Origin of the sequence: Bradyrhizobium sp. AC87j1 (genome assembly GCF_002936975.1) — a bacterium.
Lineage (GTDB): Bacteria > Pseudomonadota > Alphaproteobacteria > Rhizobiales > Xanthobacteraceae > Bradyrhizobium > Bradyrhizobium shewense.
The window spans coordinates 100,682-123,284 of sequence record NZ_PTFE01000001.1 but is presented as its reverse complement, the minus strand read 5'-3'; the positions used below and the strand labels follow the sequence as shown (position 1 = coordinate 123,284).

At 64.0% G+C, this 22,603-nt stretch carries 19 protein-coding genes and 1 pseudogene; 9 read left to right on the top strand and 11 right to left on the bottom strand.

Translation table 11 applies throughout. The features are described 5' to 3' along the window. Positions 1-8 precede the first annotated feature (8 nt). Entirely contained in the window at positions 9-1,016 is a 1,008-nt protein-coding gene (locus tag CV770_RS00560; protein WP_104460976.1) for a helix-turn-helix domain-containing protein, read from the top strand. Between the two features lie 219 nt (positions 1,017-1,235). Here the strand turns inward: CV770_RS00560 and CV770_RS00555 are convergent, their stop codons facing one another. From CV770_RS00555 to CV770_RS00515, 9 genes are all read right to left on the bottom strand, one after another. Beyond that, on the bottom strand, positions 1,236-2,174 hold the full coding sequence (locus CV770_RS00555) for an acyltransferase domain-containing protein (protein ID WP_104460975.1): 939 nt from the start codon (positions 2,172-2,174) through the stop codon (positions 1,236-1,238). Between the two features lie 10 nt (positions 2,175-2,184). Next, a complete protein-coding gene (locus CV770_RS00550; protein ID WP_104460974.1) occupies positions 2,185-3,135 on the bottom strand; it encodes an AEC family transporter in 951 nt (316 codons plus the stop codon). Next, the gene (gene mdcB / locus CV770_RS00545; RefSeq protein WP_104460973.1) at positions 3,132-4,007 is read right to left on the bottom strand and encodes a triphosphoribosyl-dephospho-CoA synthase MdcB; all 876 of its coding nucleotides are present in this window, start codon (positions 4,005-4,007) and stop codon (positions 3,132-3,134) included. Before mdcB ends, CV770_RS00550 begins: the two co-directional genes overlap by 4 nt. Then, positions 4,004-4,684 carry a malonate decarboxylase holo-[acyl-carrier-protein] synthase gene (gene mdcG / locus CV770_RS00540; RefSeq protein WP_104460972.1) on the bottom strand — a complete coding sequence of 227 codons (681 nt, stop codon included), beginning with the start codon at positions 4,682-4,684 and terminating at the stop codon, positions 4,004-4,006. The genes mdcB and mdcG overlap by 4 nt, the downstream gene beginning before the upstream one ends. Next, positions 4,659-5,381, bottom strand: a complete 723-nt coding sequence (mdcE, locus tag CV770_RS00535; protein ID WP_104460971.1) for a biotin-independent malonate decarboxylase subunit gamma — start codon at positions 5,379-5,381, stop codon at positions 4,659-4,661. The genes mdcG and mdcE overlap by 26 nt, the downstream gene beginning before the upstream one ends. After that, complete coding sequence (locus CV770_RS00530) at positions 5,368-6,306, bottom strand: biotin-independent malonate decarboxylase subunit beta (RefSeq protein ID WP_165637090.1); 939 nt, start codon at positions 6,304-6,306, stop codon at positions 5,368-5,370. Before CV770_RS00530 ends, mdcE begins: the two co-directional genes overlap by 14 nt. Further along, positions 6,303-6,620: a malonate decarboxylase acyl carrier protein gene (mdcC, locus tag CV770_RS00525; RefSeq protein ID WP_091952619.1), complete on the bottom strand. Its 318-nt coding sequence runs from the start codon at positions 6,618-6,620 to the stop codon at positions 6,303-6,305. The genes CV770_RS00530 and mdcC overlap by 4 nt, the downstream gene beginning before the upstream one ends. An 8-nt stretch (positions 6,621-6,628) precedes the next feature. Then, complete coding sequence (mdcA, locus tag CV770_RS00520) at positions 6,629-8,275, bottom strand: malonate decarboxylase subunit alpha (protein WP_104460970.1); 1,647 nt, start codon at positions 8,273-8,275, stop codon at positions 6,629-6,631. Between the two features lie 180 nt (positions 8,276-8,455). Next, complete coding sequence (locus CV770_RS00515; RefSeq protein WP_104460969.1) at positions 8,456-9,241, bottom strand: alpha/beta hydrolase; 786 nt, start codon at positions 9,239-9,241, stop codon at positions 8,456-8,458. 179 nt (positions 9,242-9,420) lie between these two features. Here CV770_RS00515 and CV770_RS00510 point away from each other — a divergent pair. The 7 genes and pseudogenes from CV770_RS00510 to CV770_RS00480 all read left to right on the top strand — a co-directional run bounded on the left by CV770_RS00510 (position 9,421) and on the right by CV770_RS00480 (position 17,699). After that, positions 9,421-10,196 (top strand): annotated as a pseudogene (locus CV770_RS00510) (SDR family NAD(P)-dependent oxidoreductase). Between the two features lie 138 nt (positions 10,197-10,334). Beyond that, entirely contained in the window at positions 10,335-10,697 is a 363-nt protein-coding gene (locus tag CV770_RS00505) for a hypothetical protein (RefSeq protein ID WP_104460968.1), read from the top strand. A gap of 117 nt (positions 10,698-10,814) precedes the next feature. Then, on the top strand, positions 10,815-11,354 hold the full coding sequence (locus tag CV770_RS42035) for a hypothetical protein (protein ID WP_161499968.1): 540 nt from the start codon (positions 10,815-10,817) through the stop codon (positions 11,352-11,354). 18 nt (positions 11,355-11,372) lie between these two features. After that, positions 11,373-12,545: an efflux RND transporter periplasmic adaptor subunit gene (locus CV770_RS00495; protein WP_104460967.1), complete on the top strand. Its 1,173-nt coding sequence runs from the start codon at positions 11,373-11,375 to the stop codon at positions 12,543-12,545. After that, positions 12,542-15,691 carry an efflux RND transporter permease subunit gene (locus CV770_RS00490; protein ID WP_104460966.1) on the top strand — a complete coding sequence of 1,050 codons (3,150 nt, stop codon included), beginning with the start codon at positions 12,542-12,544 and terminating at the stop codon, positions 15,689-15,691. Before CV770_RS00495 ends, CV770_RS00490 begins: the two co-directional genes overlap by 4 nt. After that, positions 15,678-16,094 (top strand): thioesterase family protein, encoded by a 417-nt coding sequence (locus CV770_RS00485; RefSeq protein WP_104460965.1) that lies wholly within the window; start codon positions 15,678-15,680, stop codon positions 16,092-16,094. The genes CV770_RS00490 and CV770_RS00485 overlap by 14 nt, the downstream gene beginning before the upstream one ends. A 261-nt stretch (positions 16,095-16,355) precedes the next feature. After that, entirely contained in the window at positions 16,356-17,699 is a 1,344-nt protein-coding gene (locus tag CV770_RS00480; RefSeq protein WP_245453646.1) for a sensor histidine kinase, read from the top strand. 48 nt (positions 17,700-17,747) lie between these two features. Here CV770_RS00480 and CV770_RS00475 read toward each other — a convergent pair whose 3' ends face one another. Next, positions 17,748-20,039 carry an FdhF/YdeP family oxidoreductase gene (locus tag CV770_RS00475; RefSeq protein WP_104460963.1) on the bottom strand — a complete coding sequence of 764 codons (2,292 nt, stop codon included), beginning with the start codon at positions 20,037-20,039 and terminating at the stop codon, positions 17,748-17,750. Between the two features lie 245 nt (positions 20,040-20,284). On the opposite strand from CV770_RS00475, the gene CV770_RS00470 reads away from it, so the two are divergent. Continuing rightward, positions 20,285-21,532 carry an oxalate decarboxylase family bicupin gene (locus CV770_RS00470; RefSeq protein WP_104460962.1) on the top strand — a complete coding sequence of 416 codons (1,248 nt, stop codon included), beginning with the start codon at positions 20,285-20,287 and terminating at the stop codon, positions 21,530-21,532. An 84-nt stretch (positions 21,533-21,616) separates the two neighbouring features. Here the strand turns inward: CV770_RS00470 and cydB are convergent, their stop codons facing one another. Then, entirely contained in the window at positions 21,617-22,603 is a 987-nt protein-coding gene (cydB, locus tag CV770_RS00465; protein WP_104460961.1) for a cytochrome d ubiquinol oxidase subunit II, read from the bottom strand.

Below are 22,603 nucleotides of genomic sequence, written 5' to 3'. Positions count from 1 at the left end.
GACGAACGATGCTCACCGATATGCCCGCGGCCGGCACCCGGTCGACGTATCAACCCAGCCCCCGCGAACCCGACTCCCCGCGAGGGGCGCGCGTATTTCTCCAGGAACGGAAATGGCGCAGGCCCGAACAACGCCTCGCCACCGAGGACATCACGATCTCGCGCTGGACCTGTGCTCCGACCGCGGTGAAACACGAAGACGCGACAACGCCTCCGGACCGCTATTTCTTCTCCATCGCCTTGAAGACAACCCGTCTCAAGCTGAGCAGAGGCAATCAGATCGTCTTCGACGGCATCATGCCGGCGGGCACCCTCTATGTCGGTGCGCCGGCGAAGCAGATCAGCGCGCAATTCTATGCACCGTGCGATTTTCTGCACTTCCACGTGTCCGCCAGCTACTTTCTGTCGCCGCTGCCCGGAACGGATCCCGTCGCGCATGAAAGCCTGAACGATCTGGTTCTGCTGCGTGACCCCTTCGCCGAGCAGCTCGCAAAGGCGCTGATCGAGCATGGCCATTCGGCCGACCAGGAATTCGCGCACTGCATCGGCCAAACGCTGGCGATGCATGTTGCCCGGCGCGAGTTGCCGCGCACCAAGGTCAACGCCTTGCCGAAATGGCGGCTCCGTCGGGTCGAAGAGTATGTCAGAACGCGCTTCGACCGCAGCATCAGCCTGTCCGACCTCGCCAAGGTCGCGGGACTATCTCGCATGCATTTTGCGGCGCAGTTTCGCGCTGCGACCGGGTACCGGCCACGCGAGTATTTGCTGCATCAGCGCATCGAGCATGCGAAATCGCTGTTGTCGAATTCGGAGACGTCTTTGGCCGAGGTGGCACTGGCCGTCGGTTTCTGCACGCAAGCGCACTTCTCGACCGTCTTCAAGCGCATCACGGGCGACACCCCGGCACGCTGGCGATGCGTTAGCCGGAATACGCTGGCCTCGTCCAGGCCTGCCGACAGCGATCCGGCCTCGCCCCGCAAGTCCGTGTCTCCCGCCCTGCCGGCCGCCCCTTCGTGAATCATGCGAAATGAGAAACAGGCTGGGTTCAGGAAATACTTTGCCCGCGCGATCGGTGATGCTGCGGATGTTGCGTGACTTAAGACCCCAAGTCACGGCTCGAGCCTCTCCTCCCAGGCATACGAGCATTAGGGCCGTCCTTCCCCCAAAAGGACGGCCCCTTTTTTTGAAGCATCACGCGCGATCGAAACGCCATCCATGCGAGACCGGACGCGATCCTTAGGCGGCCAGTTGCCGCGCTAGCCAGGCGCGCACGCCCTGAAGGCTCCTGAAATCATCCAGCGAACGTGCCGGAAGATCGGGCCGAACGTCCGCAATCATCCTGCTCAGCGCAGATCCGGGCCCGAGTTCGAGAAACACTGTAGCACCCGCCTCGACACAGGCTTGCAGGCAACTTGCCCACTGCACGGTTTGCGATATCTGCGCAGCGAGCTTGTCGAGACCTGTCCCGGCGGACATCACCGAAGCTCCATCGATGCCGCTCAGCACACGCGCACCGGCAGCCGGCGGGAACGCAACCGACGCCGCCCGCAGGACTTGGCGAAAGGCAACCGACGCTTTTGCGAGCCTTTCAGTGTGTGAAGCAACCTGAACCGGCAAACCGACGATTCTGCTGGCGTTCATCGCCTCCGCGTCTGCGGCAACCTTGTTCAGCGCCTCCCGGTTGCCGCCGATCACAAAGGCATCGCCCGGATTGACGATGGCGACCGCCGCCCCGTGGTGCGCGCAAATCCGGTCGACGTCCTCGCGTGAAAGTCCGCGAACGAATATCAACCCGTCACCGGCCCGCGTTGCAGCATCCATGGCTTCCGCCCGGCGTACCACGAGGTCGAGCGTGGCCGCCGGTTCGAACAGGCCGCCCACGCCCCAGGCCGCGACTTCACCGACGCTATAGCCGGCGACGATGGCGCCATGCGGAATGGCGTCTGCGAGCGCGGCTGCCGCAGCCAGCGCCTGGACGGTGCATAGAACCTGGCCGGCGCGGTTGCTATGCAGGGTCTCGTCGGGTTCTCGGCGCACGAAATCACGCGGATCTCTGCCGCCCAGCAATGTCGCCGCGTACGTAAACAGTTTTTCGGCTTCCGGCGCATCGCCCGTAAGGGCGAACATCTTCCGATGTTGCCTGCCTTGCCCCGAGCACAGGATCGCAAGCGTCATTGTCGCTGCCTTAGTTCGGAAACAGCATTGCGATCGCAACCGCCAGGGTCACGACGCTGAATCCGGTGCTCGCGATGACCATGGAGCCCACCGTTGCCGAATCCAGCCGGTAGTTCACGGCGAACAGGATGCCGAAGAAGCCCGAGGGTACCGCGGCAAGCAGAACCGCCGTCTTCGCGGTATCGGGAGCGATCGGAACCACGTGAATGACTGTCACGGCGAGCAGCGGCCGGACGATGTTCGAGGCAATCGTTGCGACGACGATCCTCCAATCCAGCCGGAAGGACTGCGCCGACAGGATGGCTCCAGTGAGAAAGAGGGCTACACCAGCGGCCGCATTCCCGATCAGCGCGAGGCACGCATGGGCAAGCGCATCCAGATTCAAATCCGACAACGACAGCAGGATACCGAGCGCGGGCGCCAGCACGACCGGCTTTGTCACCGCGCGCCAAACCGCCATGACGACTTGTCGTCCGGACATTTCGGCACCGCGTGCCTTGACCGCCTCCATTTCAGCCACGATCAGGGTCAGCGGACTGATCAGGATCGAACCGGTCGCCAATGCGACGGCAACCGGGACGGTGCCAGCAGGCCCCACGACCGATGCCACGATTGGAAGGCCGACTCCGGCCAGATTCGGAAAGCCGATCGTCAGCGCCTGGAGCGACGCGTCGGACCGCGAGACCGAGGAGAATCTGCGCGCGGCAAAGTACCAGGCGACATAGAGCAGCAGCATCGTCACGCCGAGCGCCACGCAGAGCGGAACCTGGTCGATCATCTCGTGGCGCGACGCCGAAGCTGTCGCCGCGAACAGCGAGGCCGGCAGCGCGAAATCCATCACCAGCGCATTGAGAGCGTCGACGTGAAGATTGTCGACGATATGAAACCTGCCGGCAGCGTATCCCAACAACAGGACGAAGAAGACGGGCACCAGGGCCATCAGGATTGCGTTGGACATCATCGGCCCGTTCGCTCATGGGCGTCGACGAAAAGCGTCATGGCAAGAAGGTCGGCTGATCCGCCCGGGCTGAGACGACGGGCGACGAAGTCTTCATGGATCGATCGCGCCCGCGCACGCCAGCCGTCCGCGCGCACGCCGCCGACATCGATGAATCGACGCGCGGCGCGATGCGCGAAACGAAGGCCCTCAAGTCCGCCCCGATGCAGCAGATTGGTGTCCTCGACGGATGCGATCAACGCGAAGCACGCTTCGACCCGAGCGGATTCCACATCGTCTGGCGCAGCGCGCCTCCGCAAGGCTGGCAGGCCGATACGGTAGACGCTGGGGAAGCCCTGCGCAGCCTCGATACGGGCGCCGCCAGCGTGAAAGCGGCGGCGGACGGCACTGCCATGGCTGTGCAGCAGCACCGGACCGTCGAGGATGCTGCGGCCCCAGAGGCGCGCAACGACATGGCCGAGCGGCAATGCCGGATCGACCAGCCCGCCGGCCTTCGCACCGGCCGCCGCGCACAACAGGCCGAGACCGAAGATCGCGCCGCGATGCGTGTTGACGCCGGAGGTCGCCGCGAGCATCGCCCGCTCGGCTTCAAGGCCGATGATCCGCAGCCGTCCCATGCCGCAACCAAGCGCGCCCGCATCGGCGAGGCGTTGAAAATGAGGCCTGATGGCCGCAGCGCTGCGGCGAAACGTGTCCACATCCATGTCGTCGTGACTGCCATTGTCGACATGGCTCACGAGACCCGGCTTCGGCCAGGTTTCCAGCTCCAGGACAAGGCAGTCGGCGGCGACGTCGCCGATTGCAGAGGCATCGGACGCAATTCCCGTCCAGCGTGGAGCGCGCGGTTCAGCGCTCCGCAAGGCCGCGGTGATCATGATCGCGTCACTCCCGAAATGAAGTCGCCCCTGTCGCGCAAAGTGACGCCCTCGATGCTCTTGACCAGAATCTCGCTCGCGCCCGCCTGGAACTCGCGCCAGTTCACCGCGGCACCCTCGGCGCGCATCAGCTCGCCATCGAGCCGCATTGGCGCTTGGCTCTCGATCGCAGCCAGATCGGCGACAAGACGATCCAGATCCGTTTCGGGGCTGGTCTCGAGCAGGAGGTCGAGATCCGAGCCCGCGGTGACGTAGTCGAGCCCGGTCAGCGTCTCCCATGCCAGGCTACCGAATACGCGCGCGTGCGCCGAATGGCGAAGCGCGAGCTCGTCGAGGTGGTCGAGGGTCATCCGCCAGTGCGGTGGTGCGGACGCACGCGCTTTCTTCAGCGAAGGCGGCCGCGCAACCGCGACGATGTCGTCGAGGCCGGCGAGAAAAGCGAGCCGTTTCTTTCCAGCAGAGGGCGGCAACGGGAGCCCCAGCGCGAGGCCGGCTGTCTCGCACGGCAGGGCGCGCCGCCTGATCGTCGGCCATCCCAGCTCCGCCCAGTGCGCAACAAGAGGATCGCACCCAAGATCGCCATGCAGATCGAGCATCGTGCGCCAGCCATCCGGGCTGACGAAGACGAGATCGTGACGGCCGGCCGGCCGTTCACCGGGTTTGCAGGGCGAGGTCACGAACGCGCTCCGCGATATCGGCGGCCTTCACCCGGCCACCACGCTCCTTGCCGAGCGCATCCCGCTTATCCTGGACGGCCGGCATGTCGGCCAGCAGTGCCTCCATCTGGCCAGCAAGCGAGACCGCACTGCTCCATGTCATGTGAACCGCGCCCATTCGGGCGAGATTGGACAGACCCGGGGCAAACACCGGCGTCGATTTCGCCTTCTCCTCCAGCGCCTCCATCGACAGCTTGGTGACCTTCGCCATCGACGGCAGGTCCATCACGGCGGGGTCGGCGCCGGGCAATCCGACCAGCACACGGGTTGCAAGGCCCGTGGCAAGCAGAGCGCCCGCAGCCGAGTGACCATAGAGCAGGCCAATGGTAGCGCGGCCATTCATGTCCGCATGGATCAGCACCTTGGCGAGATGCGCCAGGAATTCGTTCAGCCCGAGCAGCTCGTCTCGCTTGCTCATGCGTTGGCTGTCACTGTCGACGAGAACCAGGATGGGCCCAGTATCCCGGCCGAGGGACTCCAGCACATATCCGGAGAGTCGGATGGCCTCGTCGACACCGAGCGCCGTTCGATCCGCGATACCGACGACGAGCATCCCGGTGCCGGAGCGCAGCACGGCCGAGCCGAGAACGACGCCTTCGTCGTTTCTGACGTCATGGCCGTCCGGGAAAAGCGATGCGAGAACATCATCGAGCGTCACGGCTGGTCCTCCCGATCCTGTTGGCGAGTGCGATGAACAGGTCAGCCGACAGCTCCGGGACCCTCTCCGCGTGTGCGATGCCTTCCGCCGTCCAGATGTCGACGGCGTCCTCGCAGCCGCCGAAGCTGCGCAACCTGTCGGCCAGCCGCGCCTGCTCCGCTCTCAGCCCGTCGAGGCCGAAAGGCCCGACGAGGCTGAGCAGCTCGAGCGCAGCCTCGCGGAAATCCTGGACGGTGTCGTCGGCAAAGACGTCGGCGGCGCCGAGCAGCCGGCGATGCTTGCCTCCCATTGTCCGCCACACCAAAGCGCGATCGCGGGAGTCGAACTCCTCGACGCCGCGATTGGTCTCGATGACCTCCGGGCCCGAGACCGCGATACGCCCGGGCTCCGAGACGGCGAGCGCGGAACAGCAGCCCGCGATCAGGCCGCCCCCGCCATAGCATCCGGAGCGCCCTCCGATCAGACCGATGACCTTCGCACCCGCGATGCGCGCCTCCATCACCGCCCGCATGATCTCGGCGATGGCGAGTTCGCCGGCATTGGCCTCCTGCAACCGGACACCGCCGGTGTCGAACAGGATCAGCACCGGGATCGATCCGATCTCGCGCGCGGCGCGGAGCAGCCCCGTCAGCTTGGCGCCGTGCACCTCGCCGAAGGCGCCACCCATGAAGCGTCCTTCCTGCGCGGCAACGAACACGGGCGAGCCGTCGAGGCGGCCGTGACCAACGACGATGCCGTCGTCGAACTGCTCGGGCAGGTCGAATATCCTCAAATGCGGACTGACCTCACGCTGCTCCGGTCCGATGAATTCGACGAAGCTGCCGGCATCGAGCAGCAACTCCAGCCGCGTGCGGGCCGACGCCTCGTTGAAGCTGGTGCTACGGGCCCGTTCGGCCGGGATGATGTCCTTCAGAGGCGCAATCATTGGCCATTCCCCTCGATCAACCGGACCGCCTGCGCCAGGCGAAGCGAAACCGTGTCAGGACGCGCGCCACCATCATTGATGGAGAACTTCAATCCACCGGGCGAATAGCGCTCGACGAAATCGTCGATCACAGCGCTCCAGACCTCGCCGAAGCCGACCGCCGCGGTTTTGATCTCCAGGGCGCAATCCGCGTCCGGCAGGCTGCGCTCCACCAGCACTTCCAGATTGCCCGAAGCGACCACGCCGACGATCGCGCTCTGCCTGGTGCCGCCGGCACGCGCGCGTGCCCGGTGTTGAAAATTGAGATCTTCCATGACCGTCCTCACCAGTTCCTGAATTTCGACGGCGGCGAATAGAGCCCACCCGACCAACGCACGAGATCCTTGATCGAGCGCGCCGCCAGCAGGCTGCGATCGGCATCCAGTGGATTGATGCCGAGATCCTCGGGACGGCGGATCACGCCACGTTCGCGCAGGCGCGCGACCATGTTGCGATCGCGCCGGCGACCGACATCGGTGTAGCCCGCGACGCCGCGAATGGCCTGCTCGCGCTCCTGCGGGGTGCGGCACAACAACAGGTTCGCCACGCCTTCCTCGGTCACGATGTGCGTGACGTCGTCGCCATAGATCATGACCGGCGCGAGCTCGAGCTTCAGCTTTTCCGCAAGCTCGATCGCCTCGAGCTTCTCGACGAACAACGGCACGTTCTTGTCACCGAATGTCTCGCCGATCTGCACCACCAGCTTGCGGCCGCGGCGCAGCGGGGCCGGACTGTCGGGATCGGCCTCCGCTCCAGCCTTCAGCCAGGGCTCGCTCGGGTGACGCCGCCCGCGCGCGTCCGCTCCCATGTTCGGAGCCCCGCCGAAGCCGGCGATACGCGAAGTGGTGACGGTCGACGAATTTCCTTGCAGATCGATCTGCAGCGTCGAGCCGATGAACATGTCGCAGGCATAGAGTCCTGCCGTCTGGCAAAAGGCCCGGTTCGAGCGCAGCGAGCCGTCGGGACCGGTGAAGTAGACGTCGGATCTGGCACGGATGTATTCATCCATGCCGACCTCCGAGCCGAAGGAATGGATCTGCCGGACCCAACCGGACTCGATCGCCGGAATGAGCGCGGGATGTGGGTTCAGGGCGAAATGGGTTGCGATCAAGCCTTTCAGCCCAAGCCGCTCGCCGAAGGTCGGCAGCAGGAGTTCGATTGCAGCCGTACTGAAGCCGATACCGTGATTGAGCCGCTGCACGCCATAGGGCGCATAGATGCCCTTGATTGCCAGCATCGCGGTCAGGATCTGTCCCTCGGTGATCGCAGCCGGATCGCGCGTGAACAAGGGCTCGACAAAGAACGGCTTATCGGACTCGACGATAAAATGGACGCGGTCGGCCGGGATATCGACACGCGGAACTTTCTCGACGATCTCGTTGACCTGGGCGATCACGACACCGTCCTTGAATGCCGTCGCCTCCACCACGGTCGGCGTGTCCTCGGTATTCGGACCGGTGTACAGATTTCCCTCGCGGTCGGCACTGACGGCGGCGATCAGCGCGACGTGCGGCGTTAAATCGATGAAGTAGCGGGCGAACAGTTCGAGATAGGTATGGACCGCCCCCAGCTCGATCTTGCCGCCGAACAACATGCGCGCGATACGCGCCGACTGCGGCCCGGAATAGGCATAGTCGAGCCGCTTCGCGACCCCGCGGTCGAACAGGTCCAGATGTTCGGGAAGGACAACACCCGACTGCACCATGTGCAGATCCTTGACCCTGGAGAGATCAACGGCGAGCAGCGCGCGACTGAGCAGATCGGCCTGCTTCTGGTTGTCGCCTTCCAGGCACACCCGGTCACCAGGCCTGATCACGGCCTCCAGCAGACGTGTGGCGTCTTTCGCCTCGACGATCTTCCCGTGTGCAAGTCCTGCACCGGCCGCAATGCGGGCATCGCGCGCGGCCCGGCCCGTTTGCCAGCTCGTCATGACTTTCGCTCCTTGGCGGCGTTGGATCCGCTCGGTCCGGACGCAGCCACGACGGGGGCCGTCTTCTCAACCACGCTCATGGGATTCTCCGCGGTGGGTCGGTCAGGTCGGCGGGAGTGCTGTCTCTCCCGCCGCCCTTCCTTCTGCCGGCCGTGCGTCAGGACCGGCAAGAAAACGTCGTCAGCGCGTAGCCGGCTGCTGGAGGCTGCGTGCGGCGCGGGTGATGACGGCCGCCACTTCCTTCGGATGCGACTCGTAGACCGAATGGCTGGCACCGGGGATCACGGTGATCTGGCTCTTGGCGCGCTCGTAGTACCAGCGCTCGAGATCCGGATTGATGATCTGGTCGCCACCCGCCACGACGCCCCAGCTCGGCTTGGTCTTCCACGCGGCCGCCGTCAGCGGTGTGCTGAACACCTGCGTCGCCGCCAGGACCTGGGAGCGCGCCACGAACTCGGCTCGCTCGCGCGGCAGGTCGGGCGCGAATAATTTCGGGAACTGCACGGGATCGAGATAGGTGAACTTGTCGGGGGTGACCTTGATGACGCCCTCGGTCTTTCCGAGCACGCTCGGCGTCTTCTTGCCCAGCGCGGATTCATCTTCGCCGACGTCAGGCGCGTGCGCGGCGACATAGACGAGACCGACGACATTGGGATGGACTCCGGCTTCGGTGATGATCGAGCCGCCGTAGCTGTGGCCGACGAGGAGCGTTGGGCCATCCTGAAGATCGAGTACCCGCTTGGCCGCCGTGACGTCATCTGCGAACGAGGTCTCGGGCTCCTGCACCATTGTGACGCGGAAGCCTTCCTTGGTCAGGATCTCGTAAACAGGCTTCCAGCCGGACGCATCCACCCAGGCGCCGTGCACTAGAACGATGTTCTTCGGTGGTTCGGCGCGTGCCGGGACGACGGTCGAGAATAGCGAAAGGGCGGCTGCGAAGGCGAGGCAGGCGTTGAGAGGTTTCATGTCAGGATCACTCCGGGTTGGAATGAGGCGACACTAGTTTCGACGCTTGCCTGCGTATTTCGTCAAACAACGTGCCCTTGCCACTTCGCACGCCAGGACGCGCCCCTAACCGAGAACGCCCCTCGCGCGCCCCTCGAGCGCGACCTAAGTGAGCCACGCATTTGGAGCGGAGACACACCATGCGTGCAGATATTCATGATATCGGGAAGACCAGAATTGCCATCGTGACCGGCGGCAGCCGGGGATTGGGCCGCAGCACCGCCCTGGGCCTCGCCCGTCGCGGCATCGATGTGATCATCACCTATCAGACGAACCGCCTAGAGGCAGGCAAGGTCGTCGACGAGATCGTCCGTGCCGGTCGTCGGGCAATTGCCCTTCAGCTGGACGTCGGCCGAGCGGCTTCGTTCGGCGACTTCGCACGAGAGATCCAACAGGCGCTCGAACAGTTCGGAACCGACCGGGTCGACTATCTGATCAACAATGCCGGCGCCTCACATCACGGCACTTTCGACGGAACCAGCGAAGACGAGCTGGATGCACTCTACAGCGTCCACTTCAAGGGTGCCTTCCTGTTGACCCAGAAACTGCTGCCGCTCATGATGGCGGACGGATCGTCAACGTCTCGACGGGTCTCACGCGCATCGTGATACCAGGCAGCGCCGCCTACGCGTCCATGAAGGGCGCGGTCGAGGTGCTGACGCGCTATATGGCGAAAGAGCTGGGACCACGCCGCATCGCCGTCAATGTCGTGGCTCCCGGCGCGATCACCACCGACTTCAGCGGCGGCATGGTTCGCGACAATCCTGACATCAACAAGCGCGTGGCCGACATGACGGCGCTGGGGCGCGCCGGCGTGCCCGACGACATCGGTCCGATGATTGCTTCGCTGCTGTCCGAGGACAACCGCTGGGTCAATGCCCAGCGCATCGAGGTTTCCGGCGGCATGTCGATCTAGGCACCGTCCGATACCGAGACCGCTTCGCGCCGTGCGTAGGCCAGGCGGACGACGTTCATACGCGAAAGACGGCTGGTATCAATTCTGTCACTCAAGAGCCTCCCACTTTCGATCGGCGATCGCATAAAGGACCGGCATATGACGACATCAACCTCACTCATCCGGATCGGAATAGTCCTCTCCGTCCTGCTTCATGCGGCATCCCCGGCTCATGCGGCATCCTGCGAACGTTCGATCGCGCGGGTGCAGGCCCAGCTGGATGCAACCATCGAGAAGAACGCCGGCGCCGACGGCTGGGCCCCCGAAAGCCTCAGTGCGCTGCGTGGCCATCAACCGACGCCCCGATCTCTGGCGCAGGCCGAAGGATCCAGCGGCGTGCACCTTCAGGTCGCGCTCGATGCACTCGATCGCGCGCGTGCCGCGGATCGCTCCGGCTACATCACCACGTGCCGCCGGCAGCTTTTTCGGGCAAAGCTGATCCTGCAGAAACAGGCCCAGTGATCCCGACAGGTATGGGTCTGGATCGTGCGGCCAGACAGCGGGACGTGCATTCAGGGAATACCGGTGCATCCGCCGCTCACTATCCTCCGGTGCAGATGAAAGTATCCGGAGCTAATCATGCGAGAACAGCTCTCGTCGGGCGGCGGTCACACAACCCGCACCAGATCGCGTCGTTTCCGATCGGTGTGTCCGAGCGCGGTGTTGCTAGCCGGCATCCTATGGTTCGTCGCGGCTGCCGCGGTGGCGCAAACGGCCTTGCCGGGAGTGCAACCTTCGCCCGGCATGGGCGCGACCTCACCGTTGAATCCGGCATCGAGCCGGCCTGAAGGCATTCCGCTGGGCTCGACCGAAATTGCAACGCCCGGTGTGTCCCCGCTCAATCCCCTGCAAGGCATGACGAACTGCGCCGGCTCCGGCAATGCCGGCTCATCCGGCGCCCTCTTTGACGGCGGCGGACTATCCGGCGGCTCATCGACGACTTGCACGAGCGGGGCGACACCTCCGTCCGCTCTGCCCTCATCATCATCAGTCGGACGCGTCGGCATTCCGCTCGGCTCGACCGAGCTCGGCGGCGCCGGAATCAGCCCGTCCGTGCCGGTGCCCGGCCCGACCCCGCTCGGCAGCGCAGGGGCCACCAACGGCTTCGGCAATCCCTGACTCATCGAGGACCACACCGTGAAACGAAACCTCACCATCGCCCTGCTCGCTCTCGCCGCGATCCTCGTCGGAGCGGGCTTCTGGTTTTTCGGCACGGACCGGCAGCCGGTCGTCGCCGCCGCGCCCGTGCCCGCCGCCGTGCCGGTGGTTGCGGCCACCGTCAGGGGCAAGGATGTTCCGATCTATCTGCGCGGCATCGGCACGGTGATCGCCTACAACACCGATGTCGTGCGCAGCCAGATTCAGGGACAGATCGTCAAGATCGCCTTTACCGAGGGACAGACCGTCAAGGCCGGCGATCTGCTCGCCCAGATTGATCCGCGGCCGTACCAGGCTCAGATCGAACAGCTCACCGCCAATCGCGACAGGGATCAGGCGCAGCTCGCAAATGCCGAGGCGAACCTGTCTCGCTACAATCAACTCGGCGACAAGGGCTATGCTACGCCGCAACTGATCGATACGCAGACCGCGCAGGTCGCGCAGCTCAAGGCCGCCGTGAAGGCCGACCAGGCGCAAATCGATCAGGCCAACGTCCAGCTCAGCTACACGCGTCTGACCTCGGCCATTCCCGGCATCACGGGCGTCCGCCAGATCGACGTCGGCAACGTGATTCATCCGACCGATCCGAACGGTCTCGTGGTCGTCACCCAGATCGAGCCGATCTCGCTGCTGTTCAACCTGCCGCAGACGGATCTGCCCGCAATCCAAGAGCACGCCGCAAAGGGAGCGTTGAAGGTCATCGCCTACAGTCAGGACAACAAGATGAAGCTCGACGAAGGCACGCTGCTGCTGGTCAACAATGAGATCGCGGGGACCACTGGCACCGTCCAGCTCAAGGCGGAATTCCCCAACCACGAGCACCGGCTGTGGCCGGGACAGTTGGTGAACGCGCGTCTGCTGCTGGAAACGCGCAAGGATGCCCTGACAGTGGCTGGATCGGCAGTTCAGCAAGGTCCGAACGGCAGCTATGTCTACGTCGTGTCTGCCGATCAGACGGCCGCCTTGCGTCCCGTTCACGTCGTCGAGATCAGCGACGGGCAGGCTCTGATCGACCAGGGCCTGAAATCGGGCGACGTCGTCGTGGTCGATGGCCAGTATCGGCTGACGGAAGGAAGCCGCGTCCGAGAGCTGCACGGCAAGGCGGCGCGCGAAGCCGATCTGCAAAGCGCCGTGCAGGACGCGCTCCCATGAACCTTTCCGCGCCCTTCATCCTGCGACCGATCGCGACAGCTCTGCTGATGGCAGGTCTGCTGCTGCTCGGCCTTGCCGCCTATCCGCTGCTGCCGGTCGGCGCCCTGCCAAACGTCAATTACCCGACAATCCAGATCTCGGCGCAACTGCCCGGCGCCGATCCGGGCACCATCGCATCGTCCCTGGCCACACCGCTCGAACAGCAGCTCAGCCAGATTCCCGGCATCACCCAGCTCACCTCGTCCAGCGCGCTCGGCGTGGCACAGCTCACAGTGCAGTTCGAGCTGTCGCGCACGGTGGACAGCGCCGCGGTCGACGTGCTGGCCGCGATCAACGCCGCCAGCCCCTTTCTGCCGCCGAACATCCCCTACCCGCCGACGATCCGAAAAGTGAATCCCGCGGAGACGCCGATCATGCTGATCGCGCTAACGTCGGATTCGCTCCCGCTGACCACGGTGGACGCCTACGCGGAAAACATCCTGCTGCCGAAGATTTCGCAGGTGCCCGGCGTGGGTCTCGTCGGGATCGGCGGCCAGCAGAAGCCCGCGATCCGCGTCCGCGTCAATCCGCAGGCGCTCGCCGCCCGCGGCATCGGCCTCGAAGACGTCCGCAGTGTGATCGCCGGCGCCAATGTCGACTTGCCGAAGGGCACGCTCAACAGCCCGCGCGTCACCTACACGCTGAACACCAACGATCAGCTCCTGAAACCATCGGCCTACGAGGACCTCATCATCGCCTATCGCAACGGCTCGCCGGTGCGCATACGCGATATCGGCACGGCGATCGAGGCCCCCGAAAACGACCTTCTCGCCGGCTGGTACGGCAAGGAGCCCGCGATCATTCTCGCCGTCCAGCGTGTCCCTGGCGCCAATGTGATCGAGACGGTCGACCGCATCAAGAAACTACTGCCGACACTGCAAGCTTCCGTTCCGCCAGCGATCAAGGTGACGATCGCCGCGGATCGCACCGCCACCATTCGCGCCGCGGTGTCCGACGTCCAGTTCACACTGATGCTCACGGTCGCATTGGTGGTGATGGTGATCTTCCTGTTCCTGCGGAATTTCTGGGCTACCCTCATCCCGGCGATCACGGTTCCGCTGGCGCTGATCGGCACGTTCGCGGTCCTCTACGTGCTCGGCTACAGCCTCGACAATCTCTCGCTGATGGCACTGTCGATCGCGGTCGGGTTCGTGGTCGACGATGCCGTGGTGGTCATCGAGAACATCGTACGTCATCTCGAGCAGGGCATGACGCCGATGGACGCGGCGCTCAAGGGCTCCAGCGAGATCGGCTTCACCATCGTCTCCATCACCCTGTCGCTGATCGCGGTCTTCATTCCGTTGTTTCTGATGGGCGGGTATGTCGGAAAGCTGTTCCAGGAATTCGCAGTCACGATCACTGCCTCGCTGCTACTGTCGCTGGTGATCTCGCTCACCCTGACGCCGATGATGTGCGCGCGACTCCTGAAAGATCAGTCGAGGAAAAAGCACGGCCGGCTTTATCTGCTGCTCGAACGCGGCTTCGATGCGTTGCTTGCGCTTTACGCGCGGGGCCTTCGCGTCGTGCTGCGCCATCGCTTCGTGACACTGCTCGTGATGCTCTCGACGATCGCGCTGACCGGCTATCTCTACGTGATCATCCCGAAAGGCTTTTTCCCGCAGCAGGACACCGGGCAGATCGTCGGTATCACCGAGGCTGCCCAGGACATCTCCTTCCCCGCGATGTCCGAACGTCAGCAGGCGATTGTCGACATTCTCTCGAAGGACCCGGCGATCCAGTCGGTGGCGAGCTATATCGGTCCGGGGGGGCCGACGGCAACGCTCAACCAGGGACGCATCTTCATCGTCCTGAAACCCAAGCCCGAACGCAAGGCAAGCGCCGATCAGGTGATCGAGCGCCTCGGGCCCCGGCTCGCCCACATCCAGGGTATCAGGCTCTACATGCAGGCGGCGCAGGATATCACCATCGGCGCCCGCCTGTCGAAGACGCAGTATCAATACACCCTGACGGACGCGGATTCCGACGAGCTCACCCACTGGTCGGCGATCTTCCTGGAGAGGCTCCGTGCGCTCGACGTCATCACCGACGTCGCAAGCGACCAGGCCAATGCCGGTCCGAGGCTCGAGGTCACCGTCAATCGGGAAGTCGCCTCCAGCTTCGGTATCCTGCCGACGACGATCGACAACGCTCTCGACGACGCCTTCGGCCAGCGCATCGTCTCCACCATGTTCACCTCTCTGAACCAATATCACGTCGTCATGGAGGTCGATCCACGCTTCCAGTACGGACCGGAGGCGCTCAAGGACATCTACCTGAATTCGGCTACCGGCCAGCAGGTCCCCCTGAGCACGCTGGTCCACGCCGTCATCAAGCCTGCGCCCATCCTGATCAATCACCAGAGCCTGTTTCCCTCTGTCACGATCTCGTTCAACCTGCGGCCCGGCGCTGCGCTCGGCGATGCGGTGACCGCGATCCAGAAGATCGAGAAGGACACCGGCAAGCCCGCTTCGCTGTCGACCTCGTTCCAGGGCAATGCGCAGGCGTTCCAGTCTTCGCTGTCGGGCACGCCGCTATTGATCGGCGCGGCGCTGATCGTGATCTACATCATTCTCGGCGTGCTCTATGAGAGCCTGATCCATCCGATCACGATCCTGTCGACGCTCCCTTCGGCCGGCATCGGCGCGCTGCTGCTGCTACTCGCGGTGCACATGGATCTCAGCGTCATCGCCATCATCGGGATCATCCTGCTGATCGGCATCGTCAAGAAGAACGGCATCATGCTGGTCGATTTCGCCCTCGAGGTGGAGCGCGAGCACGGACTGAGCCCCGAGGAGGCGATCTACCAGGCCTGCACGCTCCGCTTCCGCCCGATCCTGATGACGACGATGGCGGCGCTGCTCGGCGGCGTGCCGCTGATGCTCGGTACCGGTACCGGTACCGGCGCGGAGTTGCGCCAGCCGCTCGGCTACACCATCGTCGGCGGCCTGATGCTCTCGCAGATCCTGACGCTCTACACCACGCCCGTGGTCTATCTCTATCTTGACAAGCTCGGCAACTGGTTCACCGGATCCAAGCCGCGTGCGACCGAAACACCGAGCCCGTCCCCGACCGACTCAGATACAGGATTGAGCCATGAGTCCGCTTGACGGGGTGGCCACCGGCATGACGGCGGAAAAGCTGGTGACCGTCACCCCCGAGATGACTGTGGGCCATGTGGTGGCCGGCATGCCGGCAGTGTACGGCACGCCGACGATGATCCTGCACATGGAGATGGCGGCGGGATCTGCGATCCAGTCGTTTCTGCCGGCCGGGCATGTCAGCGTCGGGATGATGGTCAACGTCCGTCATCTGGCGGCAACGCCCGTCGGCCGGAAGGTGCGCGCGGTGGCGCGGGTCGTCACGGTCGAGACCAAGAGCGTCGTCTTCGAGGTCGAAGCCTGGGACGGCGATCGCAAGATAGGCGACGGCACTCACCGGCGCGGCATCGTCAACGTCGCCGAATTCGAGCAGCGGTTCGGCGTGACGCGACCGGCGGTCGCGATGACGTAGAGTTCCAGCCAGAGACAATTGCCACTGGCTAGAGCCCGTCAAATCTCAGCTCCGATCACGACGCCGTGCGTTTTCGCAAAGCGCCAGCGAAGATGCAAAGACGTCTGTTCCGTACGGCGGTAAATCTTAGGGATGACGTCTGAATGCCTGGACCGCTCCCAACCCGTACAGCCCCGGCGAGGATGGCGCCGCCTGCTGCCGATCCACACCAAACAGGATTGCGTTCTCCTGTGCGCCTTGGGCACCCTTGCCTTGACCTTGGTGTCGTTCGCCTGCTCTCTGCTCGGATACAATGTCACCGCAGTCGCTTTTGCCGCTTTTCTGACTGCTTCGCTGACATTCGTCGGCGCGGCCATGGGTATCTCCGCCCAGAAGAAGGCCCATGCCGAGTTGGAGCGGAGCGAGCAGCGCTACCGCCATCTGTTCAGCCGCATGCCGATCGCTCTCCGCCAGCTCGACGGCAGCAGGCTGGTGGTGCTGTTCCGAAAATTGCGGGCCGAAGGAGTCAAGGATCTCGGCGCCTATTTCGACAACCATCCGAATTTTCTCCAGACCTGCATGGACGCACTCTCGTTTCAGGAGGCCAATGACCGCGCCGTTCAGATGTTCGGAGGCGGAGGTGCCAATGGTTATGCAGGACGTTCCATGGCCGACACCTGGAAGGTGCGTCCGGATACGTTCCGGCGAGCCATGGAGTCCCGATTTCGTGGTGAAACAAACTTCGAAGAAGAAACCAGGATGGTGACCTGGGACGACCGCGTCGTCGACGTCCTGTTCACGACGGCGCGCGTCGGCCCAATCAACGATCTCGAGATCAGTCTTGTCGGCACGATTGACATCTCGCAGCGCATTCGCGCCGAAGAGAGGCTTCGGCAGGTACAGGCGGAGTTCGCGCATGCAGCGCGCGTCTCGATACTCGGCGAACTCACCGCTTCAATCGCCCACGAGGTAAACCAACCCCTGGCGGCCATCGCAACCAACGGCGCTGCGGGGTTGAGATGGCTGAGCAGGCCCGTCCCTGACCTCGTCGAGGTGCGTAGCGCAATCGAAAACATGATTGCCGATACCCGCCGCGCCGCGAACATCGTGGCGCGCGTTCACGGAATGGCGTCCCGGAAGGCGCCGGAGCCGGCACGTTTGACCGTCGACGACATCGTCCGGGAGGCACTTGTCTTTCTTCGGCATGAGCTGGAATCCCATGCAGTGACGATCCTGCACCGGCCTGATCCGTCGGCCCCGCAGGCACTCGGTGACCGCACCCAGCTTCAGCAGGTCATCGTCAATCTGGCAATCAACGCCGTGCAGGCAATGACGCAGGCCGGACGCGATGATCGCCGCATCGTCATCACCACGACGATGCAGGACCCCAGCACCTTGTGCTGCTCCGTGGAGGACAATGGTCCCGGTATCACCACCGAACATGTCGACCGGTTGTTTGAAAGCTTCTTCACGACCAAGGAGAGCGGCATGGGCATGGGACTGCCCATTTGCCGATCGATCGTCGAGGCGCATGGAGGCCGGATCGGCGCCGAGAGCCATGGCTCTGAGGGCGGCGCTCGTTTCTGGTTTACGCTGCCGACCTCGACGGCCGCGCCTTCGTCGTAATCCGGTCTCCGTGCCGACGCGTAACCGCAGTCTGGCGGCTGCTACCCTCTAAGGCTGGCTCTCGGTCGAACGCACCAGGCGAATCGGGATGCCCTTGAATGACGGCGTGAAGCTGATCGGATCGCGGGCATAAAGCGGCACCAGCGGATTTGTCTCGGGATAATAGGCGGCGCAGCAACCGGTCGGAAAGGAATAGGCCACCACGCGGAAGTTACGTACGATCCGTTCGGCGCCGTCGGTCGATACGGTTACCAGGTCGACGCGGTCGCCATCGGCAAACCCACGCTTCTTCATCTCGTATTCGTTGAGGAATACAACGTCGCGCTGGCCGAAGACGCCGCGATAGCGGTCCGACATTGAGTACAGCGTTGTGTTGTACTGGTCGTGGCTGCGGATGGTGCTGAGCCACAGGAAATCGGGATCGCCCTGCGCGGGGTCCTCGCCGCAGCCTTCGAAGACGAGGAAGTTGGCCTTTCCGGACGGCGTCGCCCAGATCCGCTCCCGTGCCGTCGAGGTGAGATGAAAGCCGCCGGGAACGCGTATGCGGGCATTGTAGCCCTGGAAAATCGGAAAGACCGCTTCGATCGCATCGCGGATGAGGTCGTAGTTTGCAACGAACCCGTCCCAGTCGACCACTGAGCGCTCGCCGAGAGTCGCCTTGGCGAGCCCCGCGACGATCGCGACTTCGCTGAGCAGATGCTCCGATGCCGGCTTGTTGCGGCCGCCGGAGGCGTGGACCATCGACATGGAGTCCTCGACCGTGATCGACTGCGGTCCCGCTTCCTGGATGTCGATCTCGGTGCGACCGAGGCACGGCAGGATCAAGGCAGAGCGGCCGTGGATCAGATGGCTGCGGTTGAGCTTGGTGGAGACGTGGACGGTCAGGTCGAGCTTGCGCAATGCCGCCTGCGTCGCCTGCCAGTCCGGGATAGCCGCGGCGAAATTGCCGCCCATTGCGAAGAAGACCTTCACCTCGCCGCGGATCATCGCCTCCAGCGCGGTGACGACGTTGTGCCCCGGCGCAGCGGGCGGCTTGAAGCCGAATCGCTGCTCCAGGCGATCGAGGAAGTCCGCCTTGGGAACCTCCGTGATCCCCACGGTCCTATCGCCCTGCACGTTGGAATGACCGCGGACCGGACAGACCCCGGCGCCTTCTCGTCCCACATTGCCGCGGAGGAGCGCGAGGTTGGCGATCTGCTGCACATTATGCGCACCGCGCTGATGCTGCGTGATGCCCATGCCGTAGACGAGGATGGCACGATCCGCCTTCATATAGGCGGCGGCCGCATATTCCATGTCCTCGCGCGTCAGGCCGGACTGGCGTTCGATGTCGGGCCATTGCGTGCGCTTGAGGTCGTCGATCAGCGCTTCGATGCCGGCGGTGTGCCCGCGAATGAAGTCCCAATCCAGAACCTCCGGCTGCTCGGCGGCGCGGGCCGCTTCGTCCGCTTCAACGAGGACCTTCATGATCCCCTTGAGAACCGCGACGTCGCCGCCGACCCGCACCTGGAACAGCTTCGAGCTGATCGTGGTCGAGCCCAGAGTGATCATCTCGATCGGACTCTGCGGCGCCTGGAAGCGTTCCAGCGCCCGCTCGCGGAACGGGTTGAACGAGATGATCGACGCGCCGCGGCGGGCTGCGTTGCGCAGGCTCGTCATCATGCGCGGGCTGTTGGTACCAGGATTCTGGCCGAAGATGAAGATGCAGTCGGCCTTGTCAAAATCCTCGAGCAGCACGGTGCCCTTGCCGACACCGAGCGATTGCGGCAGACCGACGCTGGTCGCCTCGTGGCACATGTTGGAGCAGTCGGGGAAGTTATTGGTGCCGTATTCGCGCACGAACAGTTGGTAGAGAAAGGCGGCCTCGTTCGAGGTCCGCCCGGACGTATAGAACTCGGCCATATTCGGGTCCGGCAGCGCCTTCAGCTCTCGGCCGATCATGTCGAAGGCATCGCTCCACTCGACCGGGAGATAGCGGTCGGAGGCGGCGTCATAAGCCATCGGATGCGTGAGCCGCCCGACCATTTCGATATCGTAGTCGCTCCAGGTCGCGAGCTCGGTGACGGTATGCTCGGCGAAAAACTCGGGCGTACAGCGTTTGGACGTCGCCTCCCAGGCGATCGCCTTGCCGCCATTCTCGCAGAACTCGAATGACGAGGTGTGCTTCGGATCGGGCCAGGCGCAGCCGGGACAGTCGAAGCCCTCCGGCTGATTCATGCGGCTCAGCGTTGCCGCCCCCTTCAGCGGCACCCGCTGCACCAGCAGGGCTTCGCTCAACGCCTTCAGGGCTCCCCATCCGCCGGCAGGTTCACGGTAGGGACGAACCGATTTCGTGGTCATCTCGATGTCTCTCGATGTGAATTCGCCAGTCAGTTAAGGGGCGCGACGGCAGAGGCGTCTTTTCAAATCGGAATTCGAATTTCTCAATTGCACAGGTTCGGACCAGACCGGCCGGCTGAAGCAGTCAGTGCATTCCGGAAAAAGGAACGTCGTTCCCGGAAGCTGAGCCGGCACCCAGAAACTAGGCTGGTGTCTGGAGCCCATCGCGACGCAGGGCTCGCGACAATTTTCAGGAGCAATCGAACATGTTCTCACGACGTGACTTGCTGGCGATGTCGGCGGCGGGCGCCGCCATGGTCGGTTCCAGCGCGCAGGCCGCAACCTTCGGCAATCCGGACGAGCCGCCGCAAGGCGCCGTGAACGCCACGAGTCCTGGAAGCCTGACCGATCCGGGTCCACAGAACCCGGCGCTCGCCAGCCAGTTTCCTTCGGCGCAAACCCCGCCCGCGACCGACGTCGGCGGCCTGCCGATGGATTGGGCCTCGTTCAACAATGCACCGAGACGCATCCAGGATGGCGGCTGGGCGCGCCAGGTCACTGTCGCGGATTTCGCCATCTCGAAGGAAATCTCCGGCGTCAACATGCGGCTGTCGGCCGGCGGCATTCGCGAGCTGCACTGGCATCAGGCCGCCGAATGGGCAATCATGACCTACGGCGCTTGCCGCATCACGGTGCTCGATACGCAAGGTCGCCCCTATGTCGCCGACCTCAAATCCGGCGACCTCTGGTATTTTCCACCGGGCGCGCCGCATTCGCTGCAGGGACTGGGTCCCGACGGCTGCGAATTCGTGATCTGCTTCGACGACGGCCATGCCAACGAATTCAACACGCTCTTGGTGACGGACTGGTTCGCGCACACGCCCCCCGAAGTGCTGGCGAAGAACTTCGGCGTCCCGGCTAACGCTTTCGCCAAGATTCCACTTCACGACCGCTGGATCTTCCAGGGCACAGTGCCCGGCGATCTCGCCGCAGATCGCGCGGCCGCCACCAGGCACGCCGAAGCGCCGCCCTACCCCTTCGTCCACTCGCTGGCCGGCTCGGCTCCAGTCAAGGAGAGTTCGGCCGGGACCATTCGCGTCGCCGATAGCACCACCTTCAAGGTAGCCACCACCGTCGCCGCAGCGCTGGTGACGATGCCGCCGGGGGCCGTCAGGGAGATGCACTGGCATCCGAATGCCGACGAGTGGCAGTACTACATCAAGGGCAAGGCGCGGATGACCGTGTTCGATACCGGTCCCAATGCTCTGACGACGAATTTCGCCGCCGGCGACATCGGCTATGTCCGGCGTAACCTCGGTCACTATGTGGAAAACATCGGCGACACTGAGCTGCAGTTCGTCGGCGTATTCCGCGCACCTCGCTACGAGGAGGTGTCGCTCTCCAACTGGCTGACGCATACGCCGCCCAAACTGGTCGCCCAGCATTTCAACATCGACGAGAAGCTGATCGCGCAATGGCCGGACAACAGCCCCGGCATCATGCCGAAATCCTGAACAAGGGGTCCGAACGAATAAGGCGCCGGAAACGGCGCCTTATTCTTATCCTGGCGAACACCATCCTCGCGATGAGCGCCGCCGTCAGTAGTGATCAGCCGCGGAGACGGACTTGCCACGAAAGATGCGATAACCGATCGCCATATAGAGCAGCATCAGCGGGAAGACGAACAGGCCGGCGCCCCAGAACATGAACGCGAGACTCGCATGAGGAGCTGCGGCCTCCTCGATCGTGACGACGAACGGAATCATGTAGGGCCAGAATGAGAGGGCGAGCGTTCCGAACGCCGCCACGAAGATCAGCGACACCATGTGAAACGGCCAGTAGTCGTCGTGGTTCAGGATGCTCCTGGCGAGCACTGCGGCCGCACCGGCGCCGATCAGCGGAAACACGAATAAATAGGGTCGATCGATCCATCGGTGCAAAATCGGAAGATGCTCGGCGAGCGCATGGACGAAGACGATGACCAGGAATGCGAGCACACTTATCGCGAGCGGCGGGATCTGGCGCCGCGCCATGTCCCGCACGGGACCCTCGCTCTTCCGCACCAGCCAGCAGGCGCCGAGCAGCGCATAGCCGAAGCAGAGGCCGATCCCGCACAGGACGGCAAAGGTCGTCAGCCAGCCGAAGGTCCCGCCGGTATAGTCCCCGTTCGAGAATGGCAGTCCTTCCACGATCGCGCCCACCATCGCTCCCTGCATGAAGGATGCGGCAAACGAGCCTGTCGCGAAGCAGACATCCCAGATCCAGCGCGAGCGTGATGCCTTGCCACGAAATTCGAATGCCACTCCCCGCAGGATCAGTCCCAGCAACATGACGACAACCGGGATATAGAGAGCCGGGAGCAACATCGAATAGACCAGGGGAAACGAGCCCCACAGGATCACACCTGTGACGATCAGCCAGGTTTCATTGCCGTCCCAGACCGGGGCGACGGTGCCCAGCATGGCCTCTCGTTTGGACTTGCTGCTGGTCAGACCGAACAGCATGCCGACGCCGAGGTCGAAGCCGTCCAGAAGCAGGTAGATCAGGATACTGATGGCGAGAAGAGCAACCCAGAACATCACCAT

Excerpts from the sequence above, each read along its gene's own strand:
- CV770_RS00560 (WP_104460976.1), top strand. The coding sequence starts at position 9 with ATGCTCACCGATATGCCCGCGGCCGGCACCCGGTCGACGTATCAACCC.
- CV770_RS00555 (WP_104460975.1), bottom strand. The coding sequence starts at position 2,174 with ATGACGCTTGCGATCCTGTGCTCGGGGCAAGGCAGGCAACATCGGAAG.
- CV770_RS00550 (WP_104460974.1), bottom strand. The coding sequence starts at position 3,135 with ATGATGTCCAACGCAATCCTGATGGCCCTGGTGCCCGTCTTCTTCGTC.
- mdcB (WP_104460973.1), bottom strand. The coding sequence starts at position 4,007 with ATGATCACCGCGGCCTTGCGGAGCGCTGAACCGCGCGCTCCACGCTGG.
- CV770_RS00530 (WP_165637090.1), bottom strand. The coding sequence starts at position 6,306 with ATGATTGCGCCTCTGAAGGACATCATCCCGGCCGAACGGGCCCGTAGC.
- mdcC (WP_091952619.1), bottom strand. The coding sequence starts at position 6,620 with ATGGAAGATCTCAATTTTCAACACCGGGCACGCGCGCGTGCCGGCGGC.
- mdcA (WP_104460970.1), bottom strand. The coding sequence starts at position 8,275 with ATGACGAGCTGGCAAACGGGCCGGGCCGCGCGCGATGCCCGCATTGCG.
- CV770_RS00515 (WP_104460969.1), bottom strand. The coding sequence starts at position 9,241 with ATGAAACCTCTCAACGCCTGCCTCGCCTTCGCAGCCGCCCTTTCGCTA.
- CV770_RS00505 (WP_104460968.1), top strand. The coding sequence starts at position 10,335 with ATGACGACATCAACCTCACTCATCCGGATCGGAATAGTCCTCTCCGTC.
- CV770_RS42035 (WP_161499968.1), top strand. The coding sequence starts at position 10,815 with ATGCGAGAACAGCTCTCGTCGGGCGGCGGTCACACAACCCGCACCAGA.
- CV770_RS00490 (WP_104460966.1), top strand. The coding sequence starts at position 12,542 with ATGAACCTTTCCGCGCCCTTCATCCTGCGACCGATCGCGACAGCTCTG.
- CV770_RS00485 (WP_104460965.1), top strand. The coding sequence starts at position 15,678 with ATGAGTCCGCTTGACGGGGTGGCCACCGGCATGACGGCGGAAAAGCTG.
- CV770_RS00475 (WP_104460963.1), bottom strand. The coding sequence starts at position 20,039 with ATGACCACGAAATCGGTTCGTCCCTACCGTGAACCTGCCGGCGGATGG.
- CV770_RS00470 (WP_104460962.1), top strand. The coding sequence starts at position 20,285 with ATGTTCTCACGACGTGACTTGCTGGCGATGTCGGCGGCGGGCGCCGCC.
- cydB (WP_104460961.1), bottom strand. The coding sequence starts at position 22,603 with ATGGTGATGTTCTGGGTTGCTCTTCTCGCCATCAGTATCCTGATCTAC.